General features: G+C 57.8%; 23 protein-coding genes, 1 tRNA gene and 1 pseudogene. 11 read left to right on the plus strand and 14 right to left on the minus strand.

From position 1 onward, the window contains the following. Positions 1 to 19 precede the first annotated feature (19 nt). The gene (locus QE432_RS17840) at positions 20 to 490 is read left to right on the plus strand and encodes an OsmC family protein (protein WP_025592887.1); all 471 of its coding nucleotides are present in this window, start codon (positions 20 to 22) and stop codon (positions 488 to 490) included. A gap of 4 nt (positions 491 to 494) precedes the next feature. Here QE432_RS17840 and vapC read toward each other — a convergent pair whose 3' ends face one another. The 7 genes from vapC to QE432_RS17875 form a co-directional block, all read right to left on the minus strand. After that, positions 495 to 884, minus strand: coding sequence for a type II toxin-antitoxin system VapC family toxin (vapC, locus tag QE432_RS17845; protein WP_013635778.1), 390 nt, complete (start codon positions 882 to 884; stop codon positions 495 to 497). Next, on the minus strand, positions 881 to 1,111 hold the full coding sequence (locus tag QE432_RS17850; protein WP_013635779.1) for a type II toxin-antitoxin system VapB family antitoxin: 231 nt from the start codon (positions 1,109 to 1,111) through the stop codon (positions 881 to 883). Before QE432_RS17850 ends, vapC begins: the two co-directional genes overlap by 4 nt. A 66-nt stretch (positions 1,112 to 1,177) precedes the next feature. Continuing rightward, a complete protein-coding gene (gene amn / locus QE432_RS17855; protein WP_003512205.1) occupies positions 1,178 to 2,683 on the minus strand; it encodes an AMP nucleosidase in 1,506 nt (501 codons plus the stop codon). A gap of 102 nt (positions 2,684 to 2,785) precedes the next feature. Further along, the gene (locus QE432_RS17860) at positions 2,786 to 2,959 is read right to left on the minus strand and encodes a hypothetical protein (protein ID WP_003509979.1); all 174 of its coding nucleotides are present in this window, start codon (positions 2,957 to 2,959) and stop codon (positions 2,786 to 2,788) included. A gap of 11 nt (positions 2,960 to 2,970) precedes the next feature. Continuing rightward, a complete protein-coding gene (locus QE432_RS17865) occupies positions 2,971 to 3,153 on the minus strand; it encodes a hypothetical protein (protein WP_013635780.1) in 183 nt (60 codons plus the stop codon). A 159-nt stretch (positions 3,154 to 3,312) separates the two neighbouring features. Further along, positions 3,313 to 3,909 (minus strand): hypothetical protein, encoded by a 597-nt coding sequence (locus QE432_RS17870; protein ID WP_306625157.1) that lies wholly within the window; start codon positions 3,907 to 3,909, stop codon positions 3,313 to 3,315. Between the two features lie 121 nt (positions 3,910 to 4,030). Next, positions 4,031 to 4,369: a DUF2147 domain-containing protein gene (locus QE432_RS17875; RefSeq protein ID WP_013635782.1), complete on the minus strand. Its 339-nt coding sequence runs from the start codon at positions 4,367 to 4,369 to the stop codon at positions 4,031 to 4,033. A 481-nt stretch (positions 4,370 to 4,850) separates the two neighbouring features. Between QE432_RS17875 and QE432_RS17880 the strand changes: the two genes are divergently transcribed. Beyond that, entirely contained in the window at positions 4,851 to 5,117 is a 267-nt protein-coding gene (locus tag QE432_RS17880; protein ID WP_003496982.1) for a sel1 repeat family protein, read from the plus strand. A gap of 412 nt (positions 5,118 to 5,529) precedes the next feature. On the opposite strand, the gene QE432_RS17885 is transcribed toward QE432_RS17880, so the two are convergent. Together QE432_RS17885 and QE432_RS17890 are read right to left on the minus strand one after the other, a co-directional pair. After that, positions 5,530 to 6,642, minus strand: coding sequence for a pyridoxal phosphate-dependent aminotransferase (locus QE432_RS17885; protein ID WP_065704888.1), 1,113 nt, complete (start codon positions 6,640 to 6,642; stop codon positions 5,530 to 5,532). Between the two features lie 159 nt (positions 6,643 to 6,801). Beyond that, positions 6,802 to 7,149 (minus strand): hypothetical protein, encoded by a 348-nt coding sequence (locus tag QE432_RS17890; protein ID WP_013635784.1) that lies wholly within the window; start codon positions 7,147 to 7,149, stop codon positions 6,802 to 6,804. 328 nt (positions 7,150 to 7,477) lie between these two features. On the opposite strand from QE432_RS17890, the gene QE432_RS17895 reads away from it, so the two are divergent. After that, a complete protein-coding gene (locus tag QE432_RS17895) occupies positions 7,478 to 8,695 on the plus strand; it encodes an NAD(P)/FAD-dependent oxidoreductase (RefSeq protein ID WP_065704886.1) in 1,218 nt (405 codons plus the stop codon). Positions 8,696 to 8,702: 7 nt separating this feature from the next. Further along, a complete protein-coding gene (locus QE432_RS17900) occupies positions 8,703 to 9,503 on the plus strand; it encodes an aldolase/citrate lyase family protein (protein ID WP_111796138.1) in 801 nt (266 codons plus the stop codon). 3 nt (positions 9,504 to 9,506) lie between these two features. On the opposite strand, the gene QE432_RS17905 is transcribed toward QE432_RS17900, so the two are convergent. Then, on the minus strand, positions 9,507 to 9,683 hold the full coding sequence (locus QE432_RS17905) for a hypothetical protein (protein ID WP_013635788.1): 177 nt from the start codon (positions 9,681 to 9,683) through the stop codon (positions 9,507 to 9,509). A gap of 83 nt (positions 9,684 to 9,766) precedes the next feature. Continuing rightward, entirely contained in the window at positions 9,767 to 10,120 is a 354-nt protein-coding gene (locus QE432_RS17910; RefSeq protein WP_306625159.1) for a hypothetical protein, read from the minus strand. Between the two features lie 163 nt (positions 10,121 to 10,283). Here QE432_RS17910 and QE432_RS17915 point away from each other — a divergent pair. From QE432_RS17915 to QE432_RS17925, 3 genes are all read left to right on the plus strand, one after another. Beyond that, a tRNA-Ser gene (locus QE432_RS17915) sits at positions 10,284 to 10,374 on the plus strand. 779 nt (positions 10,375 to 11,153) lie between these two features. After that, positions 11,154 to 12,200: a porin gene (locus tag QE432_RS17920; protein ID WP_111798960.1), complete on the plus strand. Its 1,047-nt coding sequence runs from the start codon at positions 11,154 to 11,156 to the stop codon at positions 12,198 to 12,200. Positions 12,201 to 12,792: 592 nt separating this feature from the next. Then, entirely contained in the window at positions 12,793 to 13,839 is a 1,047-nt protein-coding gene (locus QE432_RS17925; RefSeq protein ID WP_080849603.1) for a porin, read from the plus strand. A gap of 145 nt (positions 13,840 to 13,984) precedes the next feature. On the opposite strand, the pseudogene QE432_RS17930 reads toward QE432_RS17925, so the two are convergent. Beyond that, positions 13,985 to 16,058, minus strand: a pseudogene (locus QE432_RS17930) (lytic transglycosylase domain-containing protein). 387 nt (positions 16,059 to 16,445) lie between these two features. On the opposite strand from QE432_RS17930, the gene dapA reads away from it, so the two are divergent. Together dapA and smpB are read left to right on the plus strand one after the other, a co-directional pair. Continuing rightward, positions 16,446 to 17,330 (plus strand): 4-hydroxy-tetrahydrodipicolinate synthase, encoded by an 885-nt coding sequence (gene dapA / locus QE432_RS17935; RefSeq protein ID WP_003512226.1) that lies wholly within the window; start codon positions 16,446 to 16,448, stop codon positions 17,328 to 17,330. Between the two features lie 163 nt (positions 17,331 to 17,493). Then, positions 17,494 to 17,976, plus strand: coding sequence for an SsrA-binding protein SmpB (gene smpB, locus QE432_RS17940; RefSeq protein ID WP_003512228.1), 483 nt, complete (start codon positions 17,494 to 17,496; stop codon positions 17,974 to 17,976). 158 nt (positions 17,977 to 18,134) lie between these two features. On the opposite strand, the gene QE432_RS17945 is transcribed toward smpB, so the two are convergent. Together QE432_RS17945 and QE432_RS17950 are read right to left on the minus strand one after the other, a co-directional pair. Then, positions 18,135 to 19,634, minus strand: a complete 1,500-nt coding sequence (locus QE432_RS17945) for a globin-coupled sensor protein (RefSeq protein WP_113473812.1) — start codon at positions 19,632 to 19,634, stop codon at positions 18,135 to 18,137. 224 nt (positions 19,635 to 19,858) lie between these two features. Further along, the gene (locus QE432_RS17950) at positions 19,859 to 20,428 is read right to left on the minus strand and encodes a LabA-like NYN domain-containing protein (RefSeq protein WP_013635795.1); all 570 of its coding nucleotides are present in this window, start codon (positions 20,426 to 20,428) and stop codon (positions 19,859 to 19,861) included. Positions 20,429 to 20,820: 392 nt separating this feature from the next. On the opposite strand from QE432_RS17950, the gene rpoZ reads away from it, so the two are divergent. Beyond that, a complete protein-coding gene (rpoZ, locus tag QE432_RS17955) occupies positions 20,821 to 21,213 on the plus strand; it encodes a DNA-directed RNA polymerase subunit omega (RefSeq protein WP_003512234.1) in 393 nt (130 codons plus the stop codon). A gap of 132 nt (positions 21,214 to 21,345) precedes the next feature. Beyond that, complete coding sequence (locus tag QE432_RS17960; RefSeq protein WP_003512236.1) at positions 21,346 to 23,580, plus strand: RelA/SpoT family protein; 2,235 nt, start codon at positions 21,346 to 21,348, stop codon at positions 23,578 to 23,580. Positions 23,581 to 23,636: the final 56 nt, after the last annotated feature.

The following is a 23,636-nucleotide window of genomic DNA, read 5'->3' on the forward strand; positions in this document are numbered from 1 at the left end:
ACTCTAAGGGAGAAATGAAATGGCAGGACAGGAACATCACTATGCCGTTCAGGTGAAGTGGACCGGCAATCGCGGCAAGGGTACCTCGGGCTACCGTGACTATGAACGCGACTACACGATTTCCACGTCCGGAAAAGCGGATATCGCCGGCTCTTCAGATCCCGCCTTTCGCGGCGATGCCTCCCGCTGGAACCCGGAAGACCTGCTGGTTGCCTCGCTCTCAGCCTGCCACAAGCTATGGTACCTGCATTTCTGCTCCGTCAACGGCATCATCGTTGAAGACTATGTCGACAATGCCGAAGGCACGCTGGTGATGGAAAAGGACGGCGCCGGGCAATTCAGCGAGGTAGTGTTGAAACCGGTCATCACCATCTCGAAGGGTGATCTTGCGCGGGCTGATGAGCTGCACCACGATGCCCACGACAAATGCTTCATCGCCCGGTCGGTGAATTTTCCGGTGCGTGTGGAGGGGACGGTGAAGGTGGTTTGAAAGATCAGGCCAGTCGCAGACCGAGATGATCGGCCATAGGCTGAAAGTCTCGGTCGTTGTGCAGCAGTTCGTATCCGTTTTCGATGCAGTAAGTGCCGATGATGAGGTCGTTGTTTTTACGGATCGTATAACCGCGCCCCCGTAGGAAGCGGTAATTCGAGGCAGCCTTGATAGCGAGTTGGGGAGACATCATCGCGACGCAGGGAAATTCGCTTAACATTTGCTCCAGACGGCGAGCATGTTGGCCGTCGCGTGCACCCTGAAGAACCTCCAGGAGAACAATGTCTCCGACAAGGATGTTACTCTGCGTTATGGCGGTGCGAAGCTTTAAAGCGAGGGCGGGTGAATCTTTTCGAATGAGCGAAATCCATGCAGACGTATCTGCGACGATCATTTGGAATCCTCTATGTCCCAATCCGTTTCCGCATCCCAGTCCGTCCGCATCTCATCCAGATTGCCTTCCCAGCCCATGCCCTCTAATGCATCAAGCGCACGCATTTGACGGTGAATGCGCACGAGATCCCGCAATGCCTTTTCTACCGTCGCTTTTTTGGTGGAGAGACCGGTTATTTCCATCGCCTCGGCGATCAAGGCGTCATCAAGTTCAATGTTGGTGCGCATTGGGAAAACCTTGGTGTATCGATTTTCGAAACAATACACCAAGGACGTTTCTAGCGATATCTATTTTTACTGGAACGCCGTCTCGTAGAAGCTTCTGAGCTTGCGCGAATGCAGCGTTTCCGTTGGCATGGCGGCGAGTTTCTGCACGGCGCGGATGCCGATCTGCAGATGCTGGGCAACCTGCGTGCGGTAGAACTCCGTCGCCATTCCCGGCAGCTTCAATTCGCCGTGCAGCGGCTTGTCGGAGACGCAGAGGAGGGTGCCGTAGGGCACGCGGAACCGGAAGCCGTTGGCCGCGATGGTGGCCGATTCCATGTCGAGTGCGATGGCGCGCGATTGCGACAGGCGCTTGACCGGGCCCGCCTGGTCGCGAAGCTCCCAGTTGCGGTTGTCGATCGTGGCGACGGTGCCGGTACGCATGATGCGCTTCAGCTCGAAGCCCTCGTAACCGGTGACTTCCGCAACCGCACCTTCCAGCGCCAGCTGCACTTCCGCCAGAGCAGGAATCGGCACCCAGACCGGCAGGTCGTCGTCCAGAACGTGATCCTCACGCACGTAGGCGTGTGCCAGCACATAATCGCCAAGGCGCTGGCTGTTGCGCAGGCCGGCGCAATGGCCAACCATCAGCCAGGCATGCGGGCGCAGCACGGCGATATGGTCGGTGATCGTCTTGGCGTTGGAAGGGCCGACGCCGATATTGACCAGCGTAATGCCGGCATGGCCCTTTTTCTTCAGGTGATAGGCTGGCATCTGCGGCAGGCGGCCAAGCACCGCATCCGTGTCCGGCCTGTCGGAGCCAGCGGGGGTGATGATGTTGCCCGGCTCCACGAAGGCCGTGTAGCCTTCGCCACCATTCTTCATCAACTGCCGCGCCCATGCGGCGAATTCGTCGATATAGAACTGGTAGTTGGTGAACAGCACGAAGTTCTGGAAATGGCTGGCGCTCGTTGCCGTATAATGGCTGAGGCGGGCCAGCGAATAATCGATGCGCTGCGCGGTGAACGGCGCAAGCGGCGCGGGTTCGCCGGGCACCTGATCATATTCGCCATTGGCGATGAGATCGTCGGTGTTGTTGAGATCGGGCGTGTCGAAAAGATCGCGCAACGGCACGTCGGACAGCGAGGATGCCGCCGCCGCCTCGACATAAGCGCCTTCGCCAAAGGCGAAATGCAGCGGAATGGGCGTGGCCGATTCGGCAACCGTCACCGGAACGCCGTGGTTCTTGATCAGAAGCCCCAGCTGCTCTTTCAGGTAGTGGCGGAAAAGCTCCGGCCTGGTAATCGTCGTCGTGTAGACGCCGGGGGAGGTGACATGGCCATAGGAAAGGCGCGAATCGACATGACCGAAAGTGGATGTCTCGAGGCTGACCTGCGGATAACAGGCGCGGTAGCGGCCGGTAATCGGCGCACCCTTGGCAAGTTCGGTGAAGGAGTTGATGAGGAACGCCGTATTGCGTTCGTAAAGCGCGGTCAAAGCCTCAACAGCTTCTTTCGGGTCCGTGAACGTCTGCGGCGCGAAAGGCTCGGGGCTGATGAAGGAGAAGGGCGGAATCGTTCGTTTTGCTATTGTCATGGCCCATTATAGGAGGCCTATTTCGACAGGCAAGCGACAGAAATACGAAGAAACTGAAAAGAAACGGAAAAATGGCTGAGGCAAAGGGCAGGCGGTGAAATCTCAGCCGAGCGCGCCGCGTTGCAGGCTCATCAGCAGCACGAAACCGGCGCCCTTTGATGCCGGGCGGGGATCTGCCTTGTAAACTGCAAGTCCCGCCACCGGGCCTAGAAAGATCGATGCCATCAGCACCAGTCTCAGTGCGGAAAACAGGCCGTTGGAAAAGCTCGTCGTCATCGGCCGGTCCCTTACAGCACGACGGGGCAATTGGCGGCGGGTGCCGGGCTGTGCTGGCAGGCAAGCGCCGCACCCGCATTCACCCGCTGAAAGCTGCGGTTGGGATTAACGACGAGCGAGGCGAAGGACATGGCGAAGATCGCCATGAGAAACGCGAAGATTGCCAGCCGGCTGATCAACTTTGTCATGTCCATTCCCCTTTATTGGAGTTCATGGACAGAGTTTTGCCACACTCGGACTGAACGGACCCTGAGACCCCGGTTCATATGGTGTTCAGGGAGATTAACGGGATACTTCCAGTGTGAATTAGGGCGGAGGCTGACTTCAGCGGCCTCAAATCGCCTGCTTTTGCATCACGCCGGAGAGGCTACCGCACGGGCTGTAAGTTCGTTGACGAGGCCATCGAATGCTTCGGGATTGGCGATGTCGACGATCGGGACGTGATGGTGTCGCGCGGATGCCAGCATTTCGGTATTTTCGCGCAGGGACCGCTCAATGAAGGCGTCCATGATCCGGCGCTGGCCCGCCGTCGCATCTTTATATCCTGCATGCGCGCGCATTCTGTCGGAGAGAAAGTCGTTCTGTGCGTGAAGAAAGATCCCGGCTACCGTGCTGCCCAGCAGGGGCGCTATAAATTCCGGCCGCAAGGCCGCGCCCTCGAAGATGACGATATTGCCGGTGCCTGTCTTGCTGTCGATCAGCCCGCGCACAAGCGGCCAGATATTCTGGTGATGCACCTTCAGAAACCAATGGATCGTTTCTGCCGACAGCTGCCTGTAATATTCCTCCACAGGCGCGGGTATGCCCTGCCATGGCCTCCCGGGGTGGCGTGCCAGGCTGTCGGTTGAAATTGCCTCGCAGTGGAGCTTTTCGCTTAACAGGCCGGCTAGGGTGCTTTTGCCGACATGGGACGTACCCGAAATCAGGATTATGGAAAGGGTGGCAGGCATGCGTCGCTCTTAAGAGTGTTCGTTCGGGCCGCGACGATACATCAACGGATATATGCGTTACACACGACGTCCGTCTGCGACGACGGACAGGCTGTTACAAGCCTGTCCGCCGCATCTTATCTCACAACCGCGTCCAGGTCTGCGATTTGCACAGGATTTTCAGCACGCAGCCCTTCATGCTCAGCGAATTGCCGGAAACGGTGCCGGAGCCGCTATAGGTCTTGTCATTGGCGGGATCGGTAATATCGCCCGAATAGCTGTTTCCCTTGCCGGAAAGCTTGCCGATCTGTTTTCCCGCATGTTTGCCTGTCTTCAGCGTCACGCAGAAAGCTGCGCCGCAGGGGCCGATTACGGCTGTCTCGCCGCTCGCCGTCTTCCAGTTGCCTTCAATGGGCTCAGCAGCAAAAGCAAGGTTGCTGCCGATCAGCAGGCCTGCGGCAATCATCATTACACGCTTCATAAAAACTCCTCCGTCCATGTCGCGCTTTCTTTGCCCGTTTCGTCCTCCGCACGGGCATGCGGATAGTATTTGACGTTCACGTAAAAGGAAACAGAAAATTCCAGCTGCGAGACGGCATTTGCGTCGGTCAGGAGAGTGGGAGAGGGGCAATTCGAAAAACCGTTGTTTGGATCGTGGTGAATGAAGGGTTGAAATCCAATTCTAAAGTTTTCGTAAAATTCGCTCGAAAGTCCTTAATTTCCGCACCTCGTGATATTTAACAAAAACCCAATTTTACCAATCGTTTGCAGTTTGTTTGCGGCCCATTAATCATGCCTTTTAAGCGCCCGTTGAAAGCCTCATGACATATTGGGGTCATCAAAAGCGCAGGGAAAACCTGCCGGCCGGAAGAACAAAAAAGCCGCAAAAGACGGCAGTTCCAAAGGTTAGCCTCGACAAGAAGGCACTTGATGAAACAGGCGAGAAGACAGGGATTAAAACGATGGCACGCTTTGAAATTCGCGATATCGAAATGGCAGTTGCCGGTGGCGAAACCCGCGCCGACACCCTTTGCAATCTCGGCCTGGTCTATGCGACCGGCCGGGGATGCAAGGTGGATCTGGTCGCGGCCCACAAATGGCTCAACATCGCCGCGATCCGCGGATCGGAAAGAGCCGCTTCGCTGCGAGCAGATCTTGCCCGCAACATGACCAAGGCGGAACTGGCCGAAGCGCTGCGTGCCGCACGAGACTGGATGACGATGCACTGACGCACCTTATCCGCGACAGAATTTCCGGTCCGGTTCCCTCCAGTCCCGAAGACCGGTACAAACGAAAGTAAACCCGAAGGGGAATGCGGCGAGGGCTTTGAAAAGGAGCTTTTGCGCTGACACATCAAACCGCGACCGGCAGGAACAAGGCCGGCGCGGTTTTCTTATGTCTGGCGATGTCGGTTGATGGAAAACGATTCGCGAACAGTGGTTTGTCAGAGGATGTTGAATCGATGCACGCAATGGTCGATCGCACCATATACCGCCTGGCTCGCCACCCTCATCCCTTTGCCTGCCACGGGGATCCAGCCGGCACACGTCTGTGTGGCGAAAGACTCCTTTCAGCCCAAGGACTTGGGCTGGCTCGATTCCTCGTGACAAGAACAGGAATGAGGAGAAGGCAAGCGAAACCTCAACCCAGCGCCTTGATGACCTTCGGCAATGCCTGTTCAAAAAGATCAAGCTTGTCATCAGGTCCCACACTCACACGAATGCAGCGGTTGAGCGGCGCCACGCCCGGCATGCGGATGAACACGCCATGTTCCATCAAGCCGTCGACGATGGCGCGGGCGTAAGTGCCGTCGCGCTGGCAATCGATGGTGACGAAATTGGTTGCCGACGGCAGGGGCGAGAGGCCGTTATTGCGGGCAATCGCGGAAATGCGATCTCGAGCCACCGCAATTTTTCCAACGACGTCATGCAGATAGGCCTGATCCTTCAGCGCCGCCAATGCGCCGGCGACCGAAACGCGTGCCATGCCGAAATGATTGCGGATCTTGTCGAAGGCTTCGACATTGCCGAGCGTGCCGATGGCATACCCCACGCGGGCGCCGGCAAGCCCATAGGCTTTCGAGAAAGTCCGCATGCGCAGGATGTTCGGCTGGCCGACAAGGGCGTCGATGCTTGGCACGGCGCTGGCAGGTGCGGTCTCGCAATAGGCCTCGTCCAGAATGAGCAGGCAGGTTTCCGGCAGCGCACGGGCAAAGGCTACGACCTCGCTTGCCTCCCACCAGCTTCCCATCGGATTGTCGGGATTGGCGAAATAGACCAGCGGGGCATTTTCCCGGATGACGAGATCGAGAAGCCCGTCGAGGTTCTCGTGATCGTCGACATATGGCGTGGTCACGAGTTTTCCGCCAAAGCCGTTCACATGGTAGTTGAAGGTAGGATAACCGCCGAGCGAGGTGACCACCGGCGTGCCCGGCTCAACGATTAGCCTGACGATCTCACCCAGCAAACCATCGACACCGCCGCCAATGGCGATATTGCCACGCGAAACGCCGTGGTGGATGGCGAGTGCTTCCTTCAGTTCGAAATTTTCCGGATCGCTGTACATCCAGGTCTCGGCCGCCGCATCCCGCATGGCCATAAGCACGGATGGGGCAGGGCCGAACCCGCTTTCATTGGCGCCTATCCGCGCTTCCACCTTCAGGCCGCGGCCCCGCTCGATGGCTTCCGGGCCGACGAAGGGAACGGTTGAAGGAAGAGAGACGGCAAGCGGCGTAAGACGTGAGAAAGCGGACATTGGCTGAGATTTCCAGTACCTGTTTGAAAACCCGGCACACAATAGGTGCAAAAAAACCGGACGCAAGTCGCGCCCGGTTGCCGGATGGCTGTTTTGGAACAGTTTTTTCCACCGTCGCGCCGTGAGAGAAAAACTCCGCCGCGAATCGGTCGATGCGGCTCAGACGCTGGTCTCGAAACTCAGCCTGCGCACATGGTGCAGGAACTCCGCGTCGATCAACATGTTGAATCCGATGGTGACCTTTTCCTCTTCCCTGCGGATCAGGTTGCAGCCGATCTCATCGCGAATGCCGAGAATTTCCAGATAGAAGTTAGTGGGCATCTCCAGATGCGGGCTGACCTCGATCTCTGCGCCATAAAGCGAGATGCTGCGCACCAGGCAGCGCATGGTATCCTTGGCGCTGAGGTGATGCCCGATGAAGGTGATCTTTCCGGGCCGGTCGATCTGAAACTTCTCGTATTGCTCGTCCTGCGGGACGCTTTGACGGTGATCAATATGTAAAGCCATGACAACCTCCCGGATTGCCTTTTCCTGATGCCGATTTTAACGCGGCTTCCTTGCCAGTGCGTGAAGGAAATCCGCGCAATTGTCTGTTCTGCGTCTCGACATGGGCCAGACCGCTTGTCGGAAGCCAATGTTTCCCTTGAGGAAATGCATCCGGCTCCTTCCGGTTGCAAGGGTGTCGCAGTCTGGGGTGATAATGTGTCATGCTTGCACCGGGCTGGTGGCGCTGTACGGTTGACGCGGGCCGTACTTGGCGTTACGCCTGATCCCGCAATATGGCTTCGCAGGGTGCGGCAAATCTGCCCATTGGCGATTGTTCTGGGAGTGGAATGTGGCGGGAAGGCTGGTAATCGTCGGGGCGGGGCAGGCCGCTTTCGCGCTGGCGGCAAAGCTTAGGGCGCTGAAGGATGAGCGCCCCATCACCATCATCGGCTCGGAGGATGCCTATCCTTATCAACGGCCGCCACTGTCGAAAAAATACCTTTTAGGCGAGATGAGCTTCGACCGGCTGATGTTCCGCCCTGAGGAGTGGTACGCGGAAAACAATGTCGATATCCGGCTCTCCACCTTCGTGGAGGAGATCGACCGCGCTGCCAAATCCTTTCGCATGCAGGATGGCAGTACGCTTTCCTACGACAAGCTGGTACTGGCGACCGGTGCTGCACCACGCGAGCTGCCCGCCAGCATCGGCGGCGATCTCGAAGGGGTTCTGACCGTCCGCGACAAGCGCGATGCTGACCGGCTGTTTGAGGAAATGAAACCCGGCCGCAGGCTGCTGGTTATTGGCGGTGGTTATATCGGTCTGGAAGCGGCAGCCGTCGCCCGCAAGCTCGGTCTCGAGGTCACGCTGATCGAAATGGCCGACCGCATTCTCCAGCGCGTGGCGGCAAAGGAAACCGCCGATATCATGCGCGGCATCCATCAGGAGCACGGCGTCTCCATCCGCGAAAAGACCGGCCTCGTGCGGCTCGTCGGCATGGATGGCCGGGTGGCCGCTGCCGAGCTTTCCGATGGTTCGGTGCTTGACGTGGATTTCGTCATCGTCGGCATTGGCGTAACCCCGAACGATCGCCTTGCCCGCGAATCGGGCCTCGATGTCGGCAATGGCATCGTGGTGGATGAACACACCCGCAGCTCGGACAAGGATATCCACGCGGTGGGCGATTGCGCGTTGCTGCCGTGGCGGGGCCAGCTTGTGCGTCTCGAATCAGTCCAGAACGCGGTTGATCAGGCCGAGGCCGCCGCGCATGTACTGGCAGGCGCTGAAGTCGCCTATGATGCCAAACCCTGGTTCTGGTCTGATCAATACGAGGTAAAGCTGCAGATCGCCGGCTTCAACCTCGGTTATGACGAGACGGTGCTGCGGCCCGGCGCGCGCGAAGGCAGCTGGTCAGTCTGGTATTTCCGCGACGGGCGATTCGTGGCGGTTGATGCCGTCAACGATGCCAAGGCCTATGTTTCCGGCAAAAAACTGCTCGATACCGGCGCTGAGCCGGATCGCGCCATCCTGGCGGACCCGTCCGCCGATCTGAAATTACTGCTTTCCTGAGGACATCATGCCCGCTCCCGAAAATCGTTTCAAAACAGCCATCCACGCCGGCAGGCCGCAAATCGGCCTCTGGCTCGATATGGGTGAGGCCATCACGGCGGAAATTGCCGGAACAGCGGGTTTTGACTGGCTGGTCATCGATGGTGAGCACGGCCCGAACGATCTTCGCAGCATCATCGACCAATTGCGCGCTCTCGCTACATCGCCCGCCGAACCGGTGGTGCGTGTGCCCGTTGGCGAAAGCTGGATGATCAAGCAGCTGCTGGACGCAGGCGCCCGCACGCTTCTGGTGCCCATGGTCGATTCGGCGGCGCAGGCTGAAGCTTTGGTCAGTGCTATGCACTATCCGCCGCGCGGCATTCGCGGCATGGGGGCGGCGGTTGCCCGCGCCTCAGCCTTCAACACCATAACCGATTATGCCGACAGTGCGTCCGACAGCGTGTGCCTGCTGGTGCAGGCCGAAACGCGCGCCGCGATCAATGATCTCGACAATATTCTTGCGGTGGAAGGTGTGGACGGCATCTTCATCGGCCCGGCCGATCTTGCTGCGGATATGGGCTATCTCGGCAGGCTGGACGAGCCGGAAGTGCAGGCCGTAATCGAGGCAGCGATCGTCAAGATCGTGGCGGCCGGCAAAGCTGCGGGCATTCTTACCTTCAACGAGACCTTCAATCGCCGTTATCTGGAACTCGGCGCATCTTTCGTGGCTGTTGGCGCCGATGTCACGGAGTTTTCCAATACACTGCGTGCGCTCTCCAGCCGCTACAAGGGCGGCTCAGCGCCTGCGCCATCCAAATCCGGATATTGAGTCTTAGTCATCGTTGCTGGCGTTCAGCTTTTCCGGCGGAATGCCTTCTTCGCCGGAAGCGAGATAACCGTTATTGATGAGTGCCGCGCGGACGATGCGCTGGATAGCCTCATCCCTGTCAATGCCGTGATCTCTCGCGAAATCCGACAATGCTTCTTCAAGATCGCTGCTGAACACCATTTCCGCCCCCCGTTCGTCAATTCTCTCAAATAAATGCGAACAGGCAAGGCGGAACGTATCCCGCCTTGCCTGAATTCTAGCCTCTAGTGCGGCAATGAGCGCCAGCGATAAAGGCTGCTGTTCGAAGAACTCTGCTGAGTACCAGCGCCGACCGCATAACCGATCGCAAAGCCGAGTGCGCCGACGATCGTCAGCAGCGAGGTTGCAGTGCCGGGGTTTTCCTTGACTGCTTCCACAACGTTCTGGCCCTGGGCGCGCACATTGCTTGCCGCCTTGCGAACGCGGCCACGAGCCTCATCCAGAAATTCGGATGCATCTTCACCAACGCCTTCCGCACGAGCGGAAACGGACTTGGAGAGAGACGAAATCTGCGAACGCAACTCCGCAATCTGGTTTTCGATCGTATCTTCGACAACATTCAGTTTGGTCTGAGCCATTAGAACACCTCTTTTTGTTACCGAAGCCAGAACGTGCCGGAAGAGAAGAAGTTCCCCAATGGCCCGCAAAGTTTCGCTGGCGGGTGTTCGGCCAACAGGTTTTTCGGCTTCTTGGCGAAAAACCCTTGCATTCATTTTTTTAAAGCAATAATCAGGCCGCACCGGAGAGGTGGCCGAGTGGTCGAAGGCGCTCCCCTGCTAAGGGAGTATACGTCAAAAGCGTATCGTGGGTTCGAATCCCATCCTCTCCGCCATTTCGGCACGCAGCCTGAAATTATAAATCTCCCTAAACAGCTACTTATTCTCAGCAGGCACCCAAAGCATGCGTTTCCGCATGCCAGTTCGTTCTTCAGCACGTTTCGCGAAACGCCGGACCCCTGCGATAAACCGGATGATAGTGGAGAGAGCTAATGGGCCGACTCGATTCTGCCCCTCGTTTCTTGCAGGCAGTTATAAAGCACTCTGTACCCAAGTGACACACACACTTGTATCCCGCGCCGTTTTCGCGACTCGTCCCATAACGCTTGCGGACGCAATCGGCCAAACAATTGAAGTGCCGGAGCCTGCGAGCCGAATCGTTGATGGGGAATCGGTGGCGAACCGCTCGGGTTTCACTGTTGTTTCTCTGTGAGCGCCGGGGCGCCATACTAAGTGTGGGGCCGGAACGGGGCAAAAGTTTCCATCGCCCTTCCCCTGCGGGGCAAGGGATCTCCGAAAAGGCCTATAGTTTAGAAAGACCTTGTTAACCGCGCTAACTAACGGATTTTCAAGTCATTTCTTAACGCATGGTAAAGCCGCCTGTGGGCCGTGTGCCCACTGTGTGCTGTTTCCGCAACAAACCGAAATGAAGCATGTACGTAAATGCGCTTTATCGGATGTTGGCGATTGCAAGCGGCGAAACCTTTTGTATTTTCACGACCAGAAGCGAGGCGGTGGATCGTTTGGCTTCTAAGAACACGGGAATGGGGCAGGGAATGCTGTCCTTCGGCAAAAGTACCCAGACCCACTTAAAAACTTTGACTGGAGGTCAATCATGAACATCAAGAGCCTTCTCATCGGCTCCGCTGCGGCTCTCGCAGCAGTATCCGGCGCTCACGCTGCCGACGCTATCGTCGCTGCTGAGCCTGAGCCCCTGGAATACGTTCGCGTTTGCGACGCTTTCGGCACCGGCTTCTTCTACATCCCCGGCACAGAAACCTGCCTGAAGTTCGACGGTTACGTCCGTTTCCAGACCGACTTCGGCCGCAATCAGTCCGGTACGTCTGACTGGAACTCGTTCACCCGCGCCCAGTTCAACATCGACACCCGCACCGACACCGAATTCGGCGCTCTGCGTGGTTACATCGGTCTCCGCGGCCAGGCTAACAACGACTCCGCACGTGGCGTTGTTGTCGACCAGGCTTTCATCGAGCTCGGCGGCCTGAAGGTTGGTTACTTCTACTCGTACTGGGATGACGGTCTCTCTGGCGAAACCGATATCCTTTCGTCGAACCAGACCCGTCAGAACGCCATTCGTTACACCTACGACGCTGGCTCCTTCTACGTTGGCGTTGGTGTTGAAGAACTCGAAGCAGCTCGCGCTACTTCCAACCTGACCGGCTTCGGTAAGGGCGGTTCGTTCGAAGGCCCGAACAACGTTGGCGTAACCGGCATCATCGGCGCTAAGTTCGGTGGCGTAAACGCCAACCTGCTCGGCTCCTACGACACCGACCAGGAAAATGGTGCAATCCGTGCAATCATCACGGCTGACATCGGTCCGGGCACCTTCGGTCTCTCTGGCGTTTGGGCTTCTGGCGCAAACTACTACTACGAAGAGTCCGAGTGGGCAGTTGCTGCTGAATACGCAATCAAGGCAACTGACAAGCTGACCATCACCCCCGGCGCTCAGTACCTCGGTACGATCGACATCGGTGCTGACAACGACTTCACCGGCGACCGTGACGCATGGCGCGCTGGCCTGACTGTTGATTACAAGATCACACAGGGCCTCTCTGCTAAGGTTGCTGCTAACTACCAGGACGTAGACGGCCCGAACGGCGACAGCTGGACCGGTTTCGTTCGCCTTCAGCGTTCGTTCTAATCTGATCTGACATTGTCAGTGATGGAAAGCCCGGCTCTCGAGCCGGGCTTTTTCGTTTGATGCACATTGGCGAGGGGCAGGCAAAGCGTCGATTGGCCGGCGTTTCGATATCCCGGCGACTTTCCGTTACGGCTTAAGTCGGTTTGTATCGTTGCCGATTCGTCTGCCACTCAACTGTTTTGGGCCTGTCGAACTGGGAACTGATTCTCTCCTGCTGCGGATGGAAGCGTTGCTGCCGACAGCCCGATTTCCCGCCAATGGCACCGCGTTTCAGACGATTTCCCATGGCGCAGCGATGTCAGAATTCTGGCGGTGGGATGAGGAATGACTTATCTCGTTTATCGGCATTTCGCTTAAGTCGCTGAAAAGCATGAATTATTAACGTTTTGTTAGGAAGTGCTACCCGTCGGTTAGAATTGTAGCTATTTCGCAACAATGCAAAACTAAGGTCCCCTTACTGTCTTCCTTTTGTCATCATTGGGATTGCCTCCCCGGCCGGTTTTGGCTCTAATCATCTCCATAAGCGGCACGCATTTAGTTGTGTTTCCCCACCCGCTGCTTAGAAAATTAAGCGTTTGACTGGAGGTCAACCATGAACATCAAGAGCCTTTTGATCGGCTCCGCTGCGGCTCTCGCAGCAGTATCCGGCGCTCACGCTGCCGACGCTATCGTCGCTGCTGAGCCTGAGCCCCTGGAATACGTTCGCGTTTGCGACGCTTTCGGCACCGGCTTCTTCTACATCCCCGGCACCGAAACCTGCCTGAAGTTCGACGGTTACATCCGTTTCCAGACGGACTTCGGTCGTAACCAGTCCGGTACGTCTGACTGGAACTCGTTCACGCGCGCCCAGTTCAACATCGACACCCGCACCGACACCGAACTCGGCGCTCTGCGTGGTTACATCGGTCTTCGTGGCCAGGCTAACAACGACTCGAGCCGCGGCGTCAACGTCGACCAGGCTTTCATCGAGCTCGGCGGCCTGAAGGTCGGTTACATGTACACCTGGTGGGATGACGATCTCTCCGGCGAAACCGACATCCTGTCTTCGAACACCACCCGTGGCAACGCTCTGCGTTACACCTACGACGCTGGTTCGTTCTATGCTGGTATCAGCGTTGAAGAACTGGATGCCGGCCGTGACGTTTCGAACCTCACAGGCTTCGCCAAGGGCGGTTCGTTCGAAGGCCCGAACAACGTTGGCGTCAGCGGTATCGTTGGTGTTAAGTTCGGTGCTGTCACCGCCAACCTGCTCGGCTCCTACGACACGGACCAGGAAAACGGCGCAATCCGCGCTATCCTGTATGCTGACATCGGTCCCGGCACCTTCGGTCTCTCTGGCGTTTGGGCTTCTGGCGCAAACTACTACTACGAAGAGTCCGAGTGGGCAGTTGCTGCTGAATACGCAATCAAGGCAACTGACAAGCTGACCATCACCCCCGGCGCTCAGTACCTCGGTACGATCGATATCGCTCCTGATGGTGACTTCACCGGCGACAACGATGCATGGCGCGCTGGCCTGACGGTTGATTACAAGATCACCCAGGGTCTCGATGCCAAGATCGCTGCAAACTACCAGGACGTCGATGGTCCGACCGGCGACAGCTGGACCGGCTTCGTTCGCCTTCAGCGCACGTTCTAATCTGATCTGACATTGTCAGTGATGGAAAGCCCGGCTCTTGAGCCGGGCTTTTTCGTTTGAGTGCGGTAAATCCTGAAAACAAAAAAAGCACCGGGCCTGCCGGTGCTTTGATATTTTGACAGTAGTCAACTGATGAACCGGTCTTCTATCCCGCCCGGCCATGACGCAGGTCATCAACAATATCGGCCTGTTGCCCCAGCCTCGTCTTGTAGACCTGATAATTCTCCATCACCCGCTGCACGTAATTGCGGGTTTCGGGGAAGGGGATGCGCTCGATCCAGTCCACGACATCGTCGATAGGCTTGCCACGCGGGTCGCCATAGCGGGCGATCCATTCCGGCACACGTTTCGGGCCGGCATTATAGGCGATGAAGGTGAGGATGTAGGAGCCGCCGAAACTGTCGATCTGTTCGCCGAGATAATGTGCGCCGAGCGTGGCGTTATATCCGGCGTCGCTGGTCAGCATCGCCTGAGTGTAGGGCAGGCCGTGGCGTCCGGCCACGCCCTTGGCGGTTCCCGGCAGCAATTGCAGCAGACCGCGAGCATTCGCAGCGGAGACGGCGGCCGGGTTGAAGGCGCTTTCCTGCCGGGCGATGGCATAGGCAAGCGCCTTGCCGGAGCCGGCAATATTGGCACTGGCGGGAATGACACCGAGCGGATAGGCAAGGGCGGCCGCGTCGATGCCGCGGCTGAAGGCCCGTCTTGCCGATTTGCAGTGATACCTGATGGTTGCCGTTGCCCTCCGCCCTTGCTGCCAGAATGGCAAGCTCGCCCGGGCTGTCGAGCTGATCTGCCAATGACCTGTAGAGGCTGTCAGCCCGCCAGCCGTAGCCTGCGGCTTCCAGCCTGTCGATGGCCCGCACGGCTTCGCGGCCGGCAAATCGTTCACGGTCGGCAGCGCTCGGAGCAGGGTATGTGACGTTCAGCGTCTTTGCATCGATTCGTGCGGCGGCAAGCTGGCCGTAAAAGGTGCCGGAATGGGCAGCCGCCTTGGTGAAGAAATCGCGGGCATTGCCCGGCCCGCCTACTTCCGCCGCCCGCCCCAGCCAATAATAGGCCCGCGAGGCGGAAAGTGGCCGGTTCGAGGTCTGCAAAAGGGTGTTGAAGTGGCGTGAGGCCGTGGCGGGATCGCGCAGCGCCCGCAACGCATACCAGCCAGCATGGAATTCCGCATCGGCAACATCGACGGCTGATGTGGCCGAATGATTGGCAACGATGCGATAGGCTTCGGCAAAATCGCCGAGATCGGCGACGCCGCGCGCGATGATTCGCCGCTCGTTCCACCATTCGCCGGGATTGACGAGTTTTGCCGTGTCCTTCGGCGCCTGCTTCAAAAGTGCTGCGGCTTCCGGATATTTCTGCTGGTTGCGGAGATTTTCGATGCGCGCGAAGAGAAAAGCAGGGTCGCTGCGCAAGTTGGCGTCGACCTTGCCCAGCAGCGCCACGGCATTGCCAGAGCGCTGCAGCACGGCGGCCCAGGCATTGTAGAGCGATTGCGCCTTGCCGAGATCACCGAAACGTTTCGCCTGGCCGATTCGGCTGCGATACATCAGATAATCCATCCGCGCCTTGTGGTCGGCGGGCGTCAGATAAGTGGGGAACTCGGCAAGAACACGGTCTTCCATGTCCTTGTCCATGCCTTCGCTCACCCAGAGCTGGCGAATGAGGCGTTGTGCTTCCAAAGTCTTGCCGAAAGAGGTGAGGGCCTTGGCGAGCACAACGGTGCCCTCGGCTGTTTGCGGCCGGCCGCTGCCAAAAGCGGCGAGCACCTGGGGTGCCGGTGGATTTTCGCGGTAAAGCGCCTTTTCGGAATTGGCGCGCAGCGTCGCCGCACCCGGCCACCCCGCCAGTTCGCTCTGGGCTGAAGTGATTTCGGCGGAAGGCACGTCCTTCTGCCCGGAAATGGCAATCGCCCAGGTAAGAATATGCCGGTCGAGACTGCCTGTCTGCATGGCGTTGCGAAGGGCGATGGCGCGTGTCGTGTCGCGGCTGGAAAGCGCATCCAGTCCGGCTTTAAGCTGGCTCGCATCGTCAGGCCGGTTAAGGCGTGGTATGGCGCCGGTAATTTCGGGTGAGGCCGGCATGAAGGCGGGAACAGCAGGCGCATTCGGCTTCACATAGGGAAGCGGCACGGCAGCTTCCGGCACGGGGCCGGCCAGCGCGTTCCAAACGGTCGCGGCAAGACCTGCCGCCATCAATCCCCAAACTGTCTTTTTCATACCGCTCTTCATCACTGGACGGAAACAATCGACCTTCTTGTATTGTCGTTTCATTGCAGCGGGATTGCGAAATGCGCCAGTGCGTTGCACCTATGAGTTTCGCCTCAGATCCCCCTCTGGAATCTACGGAGACTGTGCTTAACGAAACCTTACTTTCCGCTCGGCACTCCAATCAACTTTTATTCACCGGTCTGCGAGCGGCGCAAAATTCCACCGCCTCGTTTTTTGCCTGCCGCGTGAGCTTCCGCGACTGTCACACTTCCGACAATTTCGGACAAAATAGGCTGCCTTTGCGCTTGTCGGCGCCAAGGGCTGGCACTAATGTGTGCCGGTTTTAACCATCGAATGCGGCCGAAGCATGAACCGGCTCGGCGCCAGGAGCTTTGTATGTTCAAGGGATCAATTCCCGCCCTCATTACCCCGTTTACGGACAATGGTGCCGTGGACGAACAGGCATTTGCCGCCCATGTGGAATGGCAGATTGCTGAAGGCAGCAACGGACTTGTGCCTGTGGGCACGACGGGGGAATCTCCAACCCTGTCCCATGACGAGCACAAACGTGTGGTCGAGCTGTGCATCGAGGTAGCGGCGAAACGGGTTCCGGTCATCGCGGGCGCTGGCTCCAACAATACCGATGAAGCGATCGAACTTGCCCTGCACGCGCAGGATGCCGGCGCGGATGCGCTGCTGGTGGTCACCCCCTATTACAACAAGCCGACGCAGAAGGGGCTTTTCGCCCATTTTTCCGCAGTTGCGGAAGCGGTGAAACTGCCGATCGTGATCTATAACATCCCGCCGCGCTCGGTGGTGGATATGTCGCCGGAAACCATGGGTGCGCTTGTGAAGGCGCACAAGAACATCGTCGGCGTCAAGGATGCGACGGGCAAGCTCGACCGCGTCTCCGAACAGCGGATTTCCTGCGGCAAAGATTTCATCCAGCTGTCCGGCGAAGATGGCACGGCACTCGGCTTCAACGCCCATGGCGGCGTCGGCTGCATTTCGGTCAGCGCCAATGTTGCGCCACGCCTCTGTTCCGAATTCCAGGCGGCCATGCTTGCAGGCGACTACGCCAAGGCGCTGGAGTATCAGGACCGCCTGATGCCGCTGCACCGGGCCATCTTCATGGAACCTGGTGTCTGCGGCACAAAATATGCGCTTTCGAAGACCCGTGGCGGTAACCGCAAGGTCCGTTCGCCCTTGATGAGCACGCTGGAACCGGCAACGGAAGCGGCAATCGACGCGGCACTGAAGCATGCCGGCCTGATGAACTGAGGGGGCACCTGAAACCCGAAAGGCGCGCAAGGGGACTGCTTCGCGACAGAAGCCGTTCCGCGCGCCTTTTCTTTTCGTAACGACGATACTAAATAGAAACTTGAAAACCGCTCGTGGTGGACAAGCCGCAGGCGCAATAAGAAAAACAAGGGATTGAAATATCATGGCCCCCAAAGGCAGCCAGCGCGTGGTGAACAAGATCGTTGCGGAAAACCGCAAGGCTCGTTTCAACTACGAAATCATCGACACCTATGAGGCGGGTTTGGTGCTGACCGGCACCGAGGTCAAGGCGCTGCGCGAAGGCAAGGCTAATATCGCCGAATCCTACGCATCGGACGAGGGCGATGAAATCTGGCTCATCAATTCCCACCTGCCGGAATATCTGCAGGCCAACCGCTTCAACCACGAGCCGCGCCGCCGTCGCAAGTTGCTGCTGAACAAGCGCGAGATCAACCGTCTGCGCGCCGGCATCAACCGTGAAGGCATGACGCTGGTGCCGCTGAAGGTCTATTTCAACGAAAAGGGCCGTGCGAAGCTGGAACTGGCACTGGCCAAGGGCAAGAAGCTGCACGACAAGCGCGAGACGGAGAAGGAACGCGACTGGAACCGGCAGAAGTCGCGGCTGCTGAAGGGCAACAACGCCTAGAGCTCATCCCTCATTCCTGCACTGGTCGCAGAATCAAGCCGCCGCGCGTCTGCGCGGCGAGGGAGTTCTTTTCAGCCCAAGGATTTGGGCTGGCTAGATTGCTGTGACAAGCACAGAAATGAGAGTGGGGATGCTTTCGCCTCTTGAATAGACAGCTCTCACGCCGCCCTATAAGTCCGCTCCACATAGGACGTGGACGCCGAAACGCTGAACCGGCTGACCAGTGCCGCCAGATTGGCGCTCACATCGCTCAGATTGTGCGTGGCCGCGTTGGTTTCTTCCACCATGGCCGCATTCTTCTGGGTCAGATTGTCCATGCTGTTGATGGCGGCGCTGATTTCCTGAATGCCGACGGACTGCTCCTGGGCCGCCTTGGTCAGTGAGGTGATATGTTCCTGAATATGATCCACCTTGTTGCCGATCGTATTCAGCGATTGCCCGGTTTTATTGACCAGCGATACGCCCTGCATCACATCCTCCGAGGATTTGGTGATGAGGGTCTTGATCTCCTTGGCGGCGTTGGCTGAACGCTGTGCCAGCTCGCGTACTTCCTGGGCGACGACGGCAAAACCCTTGCCAGCTTCACCGGCACGCGCGGCCTCCACACCGGCATTCAGCGCCAGAAGGTTGGTCTGGAACGAAATCTCGTCGATGACGGAAATGATCTGGGTGATCTTCTGCGACGATTCCTCGATGGCGCCCATCGCTTTTACCGCTTCCGTCACCACATCCCGTGACCGCGCCGCTTCGGCGGCCGAGCTTTCGACGATGGCCTTGGCTTCTTCGGAGCGCTGCGCCGAAAGTTTGGAAATGGTGGTGATTTCCTCCACGGCGGCGGCGGTTTCCTCAAGGGCTGCTGCCTGCTGCTCCGTTCTGCGGGCCATGTCGTCGGTCGCCGATGTCAGTTCGCGCGTATTGCCTGATATCTTGTTGGCTTCCTCGACGATCTGCGAGAATGCACCCGCGAGATTGCCGACCGCAGCGTTGAAATTGGCAATCAGACCCTCGAATTGCGGTGCAGTCTTTTCATTGATGCTGGAGGTGAGGTCGCCATTCGCCAGCTTGTTCAGGGCGTTGTTGAGCAGTTCGAGAACGTGCTCCTGCTCCTTCTTCATCTGCGCCTGTTGTTCCTCGACCTTCAGCCGCTCGGCGGCAAGCACGTCGAGGTATACGGAGATCGAATAGTCCATGTCGAGAAGGGCGGCCTTGATCGTTACCGTCAGGGCGTCGTTCAGCTTCTTGGCCTTCTTTTCCTGGAAAAGGCCCTTCAGTTCCGAATTGACGACGGCTTTGACGATGCCATCAAGCATCAGCGCGTAACCGCCAATATACCATCTCGGCTCCAGCCCCAGCCTTGCATGGGTACGGCCGATGGCCGTCACGGCATCGGTATAGTCCGAGTTGAAGGCGCCGGAGGCAATTCTTGCCCAGTGTTTCATCTGCATGCCTTTGGCATGCTGGACATGCGCGTCGCTTGCAAAGAACTTCGCCGTTTCCGGCACGGAGCGCGCCTTCGCATAAAAACGGTCGAGAGAGGCGTCGAGCGAGCCTGTAATGACGCCCTTCATGTCCGAAAGGTTTTGCCGTTGCTCCTGGCCAAGCCCCAGAAAATTAAGTCTTTCGTCGAGTTGTTGATTGGTTTTTACTTGGCCATGCATGTCTGAACATCCTGATTTGACACCGAAATCATGTCGTTGGTGCCGTTGGGTGATTTAGACACGTCTAAAATTAACCAAGATATAATTTTGACTGGCCGAATTTGATGTTTGTTAATTTTAAGAGGAATTTTCCGGCAGGAATACACGGTTGTGGCGCCAAACAAAAACGCGCCCGCCTTGCAGACGGACGCGTTGTCATTAGGTCGGCGGCTTAAAAACCGGGATCAGATCGTTTCGGGGCTTTCGACGTGCCGGGCAGGGCGCTCGTTCGGGTCACGCCCGATTTCGGCCTTCAAGGTCATGAGATCAATGAAGTGATCTGCCTGCCTGCGCAGATCGTCGGCGATCATTGCGGGCTGCGTTGCCATGGTGGACACCACGGAAACCTTGCGGCCCTTGCGCTGAAGCGCGTCCACCAGCTTGGTGAAATCGCCGTCACCGGAAAACAGAACCAGATGATCGACGGTCTCTGACTGTTCCATGGCATCGACAGCAAGTTCGATATCCATGTTGCCTTTGATCTTGCGGCGACCGAGCGCGTCGGTGAATTCCTTCGCCGGCTTCGTCACGACCTTGTAGCCGTTATAATCCAGCCAGTCGATCAGAGGGCGGATCGAGGAATATTCCTGATCCTCGATCAATGCGGTGTAATAGTAGGCGCGCAGCAGGTATCCGCGCTTCTGAAACGCCTTAAGAAGCTTGCGATAGTCGATATCGAACCCCAGGCTTTTAGATGCTGCATAAAGATTGGCTCCATCTATAAAGAGCGCAATTTTCTCCCGTGGATCGAACATTCCATCCCATTCCTTTTTTGGAAAGGCCATTATCTGGCTTTTATTTCCGGTCGCAAATGCGAAAAATCATGTCGTATCAACGAATTTTGCGTAGCGCCGTTGCGTTTTGAAGTAAGGTAACTTCACCCGTATTCCAAGACAATTCTTCTAGACATTTTGTTCATCAGACGCCAAACAAGGGCAATAAGGTGCCAAAAGACGCCAAAGACAGGAAAAACTTGAATTCCGCGGCCAATGGCTGTATCGGAAGCTGGAAGGCTTCGTCGCGAGGAATCCAAAGCGTTTTTCGCAAGGCACGAAGCGCAGATTCAATAGGTTAGAGCATCCCTTGTGCATCCTCAAGAAAGCACGGCGCTCTGATCCACGACATTACGACTCGCAAAGGACAGGCAATGGCCCGCGTCACAGTTGAAGATTGCATTGATAAAGTAGACAACCGTTTCGAGCTGGTCCTTCTCGCCAGCCACCGTGCGCGCCAGATTTCCCAGGGCTCGTCCATCACGGTTGACCGCGATAACGACAAGAACCCGGTCGTCGCTCTGCGCGAAATCGCCGACGAGATGCTCTCGCCCGACGACCTCAAGGAAGATCTCATCCATTCGCTGCAGAAGCATGTGGAAGTGGACGAGCCCGAGCCCGATCCGGTTACGCTGGCAGCCTCCGCTACTGCCGATGGCGAAGAGGACGACCAGCCGGAAACCGTTACTTTCGACCAGATGTCGGAAGAAGAACTGCTGGCCGGTATCGAAGGCCTTGTGCCGCCGGAAAAAAATGACGACTATTGATCTGACTTTATGACGCCATTGGCAGGCGGTGGTTACCGTCTGTCAATATTTGCCGTCATAATCTGATCCCTATTGATGCAGCATTGTGCGCCGACCCCAAGGTTGGCGCGCTTTCTTTTTGTGGAATATCGCATGATGCGGCAATACGAACTCGTTGAGCGGGTTCAAAAATATAAACCGGATGCGAATGAGGCCCTGCTGAACAAGGCCTATGTTTATGCAATGCAGAAACATGGCCAGCAAAAGCGGGCCAATGGCGACCCCTATATCTCGCATCCGCTGGAAGTTGCCGCCATCCTGACGGAAATGCATCTCGACGAATCGACCATCGCGGTGGCGCTGCTTCACGATACGATCGAGGATACCACCGCTACCCGCGCTGAAATCGACGAGCTGTTCGGCGAGGATATCGGCAGACTGGTGGAGGGGCTGACCAAGCTCAAGAAACTCGATCTCGTCACGCGCAAGGCCAAGCAGGCCGAAAACCTGCGCAAGCTGCTGCTTGCCATTTCCGACGACGTGCGCGTTCTTCTGGTGAAGCTGGCCGACCGCCTGCACAACATGCGCACCATGGAATATATGCCGGCGGACAAACGCAGCCGCATTTCCGAAGAAACCATGGAAATCTATGCGCCGCTGGCCGGCCGCATGGGCATGCAGGACATGCGCGACGAGCTGGAGGACCTGTCCTTCCGTTACCTCAATCCGGAAGCCTATGAGACGGTGACCAACCGCCTTCAGGAACTGGAAACGCGCAACGAAGGGCTCATCAAGAAGATCGAGGACGAATTGCGCGAGCTACTCGTGGCGAATGGCCTTCTCGGCGCCAGCGTCAAGGGGCGTCAGAAGAAGCCCTATTCGGTGTTCCGCAAGATGCAGTCGAAATCGCTCTCTTTCGAGCAGTTGTCCGACGTCTACGGCTTCCGCATTCTGGTGGACGATATTCCTTCCTGCTACCGGGCGCTCGGCATTGTCCACACCCGCTGGCGCGTGGTACCCGGCCGCTTCAAGGACTATATCTCCACGCCGAAGCAGAACGACTATCGTTCCATCCACACCACGATCGTTGGCCCTTCGCGCCAGCGTATCGAGTTGCAGCTGCGCACCAAGCGCATGCACGAAATCGCCGAATTCGGCATTGCCGCCCATGCGCTTTATAAGGACGGCGAAAACGGGGAGGGCGATCTGCTCTCGCCGGAGAGCAACGCCTATTCCTGGCTGCGCCACACCATCGAATCGCTGGCAGAAGGCGACAGCCCGGAAGAATTCCTCGAACACACCAAGCTGGAACTGTTCCAGGACCAGGTGTTCTGCTTCACGCCCAAGGGCAAGCTGATTGCGCTGCCGCGTGGCGCGACGCCCATCGATTTCGCCTATGCGGTGCACACCAATATCGGCGACACCACAGTTGGCGCCAAGATCAACGGCCGGATCATGCCGCTTGTGACCCGGCTCAACAATGGCGACGAGGTGGAGATCATCCGCTCCGGCGTGCAGGTTCCGCCCGCCGCATGGGAAGAGGTGGTGGTGACGGGTAAAGCCCGCTCGGCCATCCGCCGCGCCACGCGCATGGCCATTCGCAAGCAATATTCGGGTCTCGGTTACCGTATTCTGGAGCGCACTTTCGAACGTGCCGGCAAGGCCTTCTCGCGTGACGCGCTGAAACCTGTGCTGCATCGTCTGGCGCAGAAGGATGTGGAAGACGCTATCGCCGCCGTCGGGCGCGGCGAGGTCTCCTCGCTCGATGTGCTGCGTGCAGTCTATCCGGATTATCAGGACGAGCGCGTGACGGTGAAGATGACCGGCGACGACGGCTGGTTCAACATGCGCAGCGCTTCCGGTATGGTCTTCAAGATCCCCGGAAAGTCGCGCTCCGTTCTGGAAGACGATGGCGCAGCCGAAATGCTCGATGGACCGGACCCGCTGCCCATCCGTGGCCTTTCCGGCAATGTCGATGTGCATTTCGGTGCCGCCGGCGCCGTTCCGGGTGATCGCATCGTCGGCATCATGGAAAAAGGCAAGGGCATCACCATCTATCCCATTCAGGCGCCGGCGCTGCAGCGTTTCGACGATGAGCCGGAGCGCTGGATTGATGTCCGCTGGGATCTTGATGAGGCGAACAAGTCGCGCTTCATGGCGCGGGTGATGATCAACGCGCTGAACGAACCCGGCACGCTCGCCTCCGTGGCGCAATCGATCGCGACGCTGGATGTCAACATACGCGCCCTGAATATGGTCCGCATCGGCACGGATTTTTCCGAACTGGCGCTGGATGTCGAAGTCTGGGATTTGCGGCAACTCAACCAGCTGCTGTCGCAGCTGAAAGACCTCGATTGCGTATCCACTGTCAAACGTGCCTTCGATTGAGGCATTTTTGATCATTCGCACATTCCAAAAGGCCGATGTTATGCATTGGATGCATG

Source organism: Agrobacterium sp. SORGH_AS_0745 (assembly GCF_030818995.1).
GTDB classification, from domain to species: Bacteria; Pseudomonadota; Alphaproteobacteria; order Rhizobiales; family Rhizobiaceae; genus Agrobacterium; species Agrobacterium tumefaciens.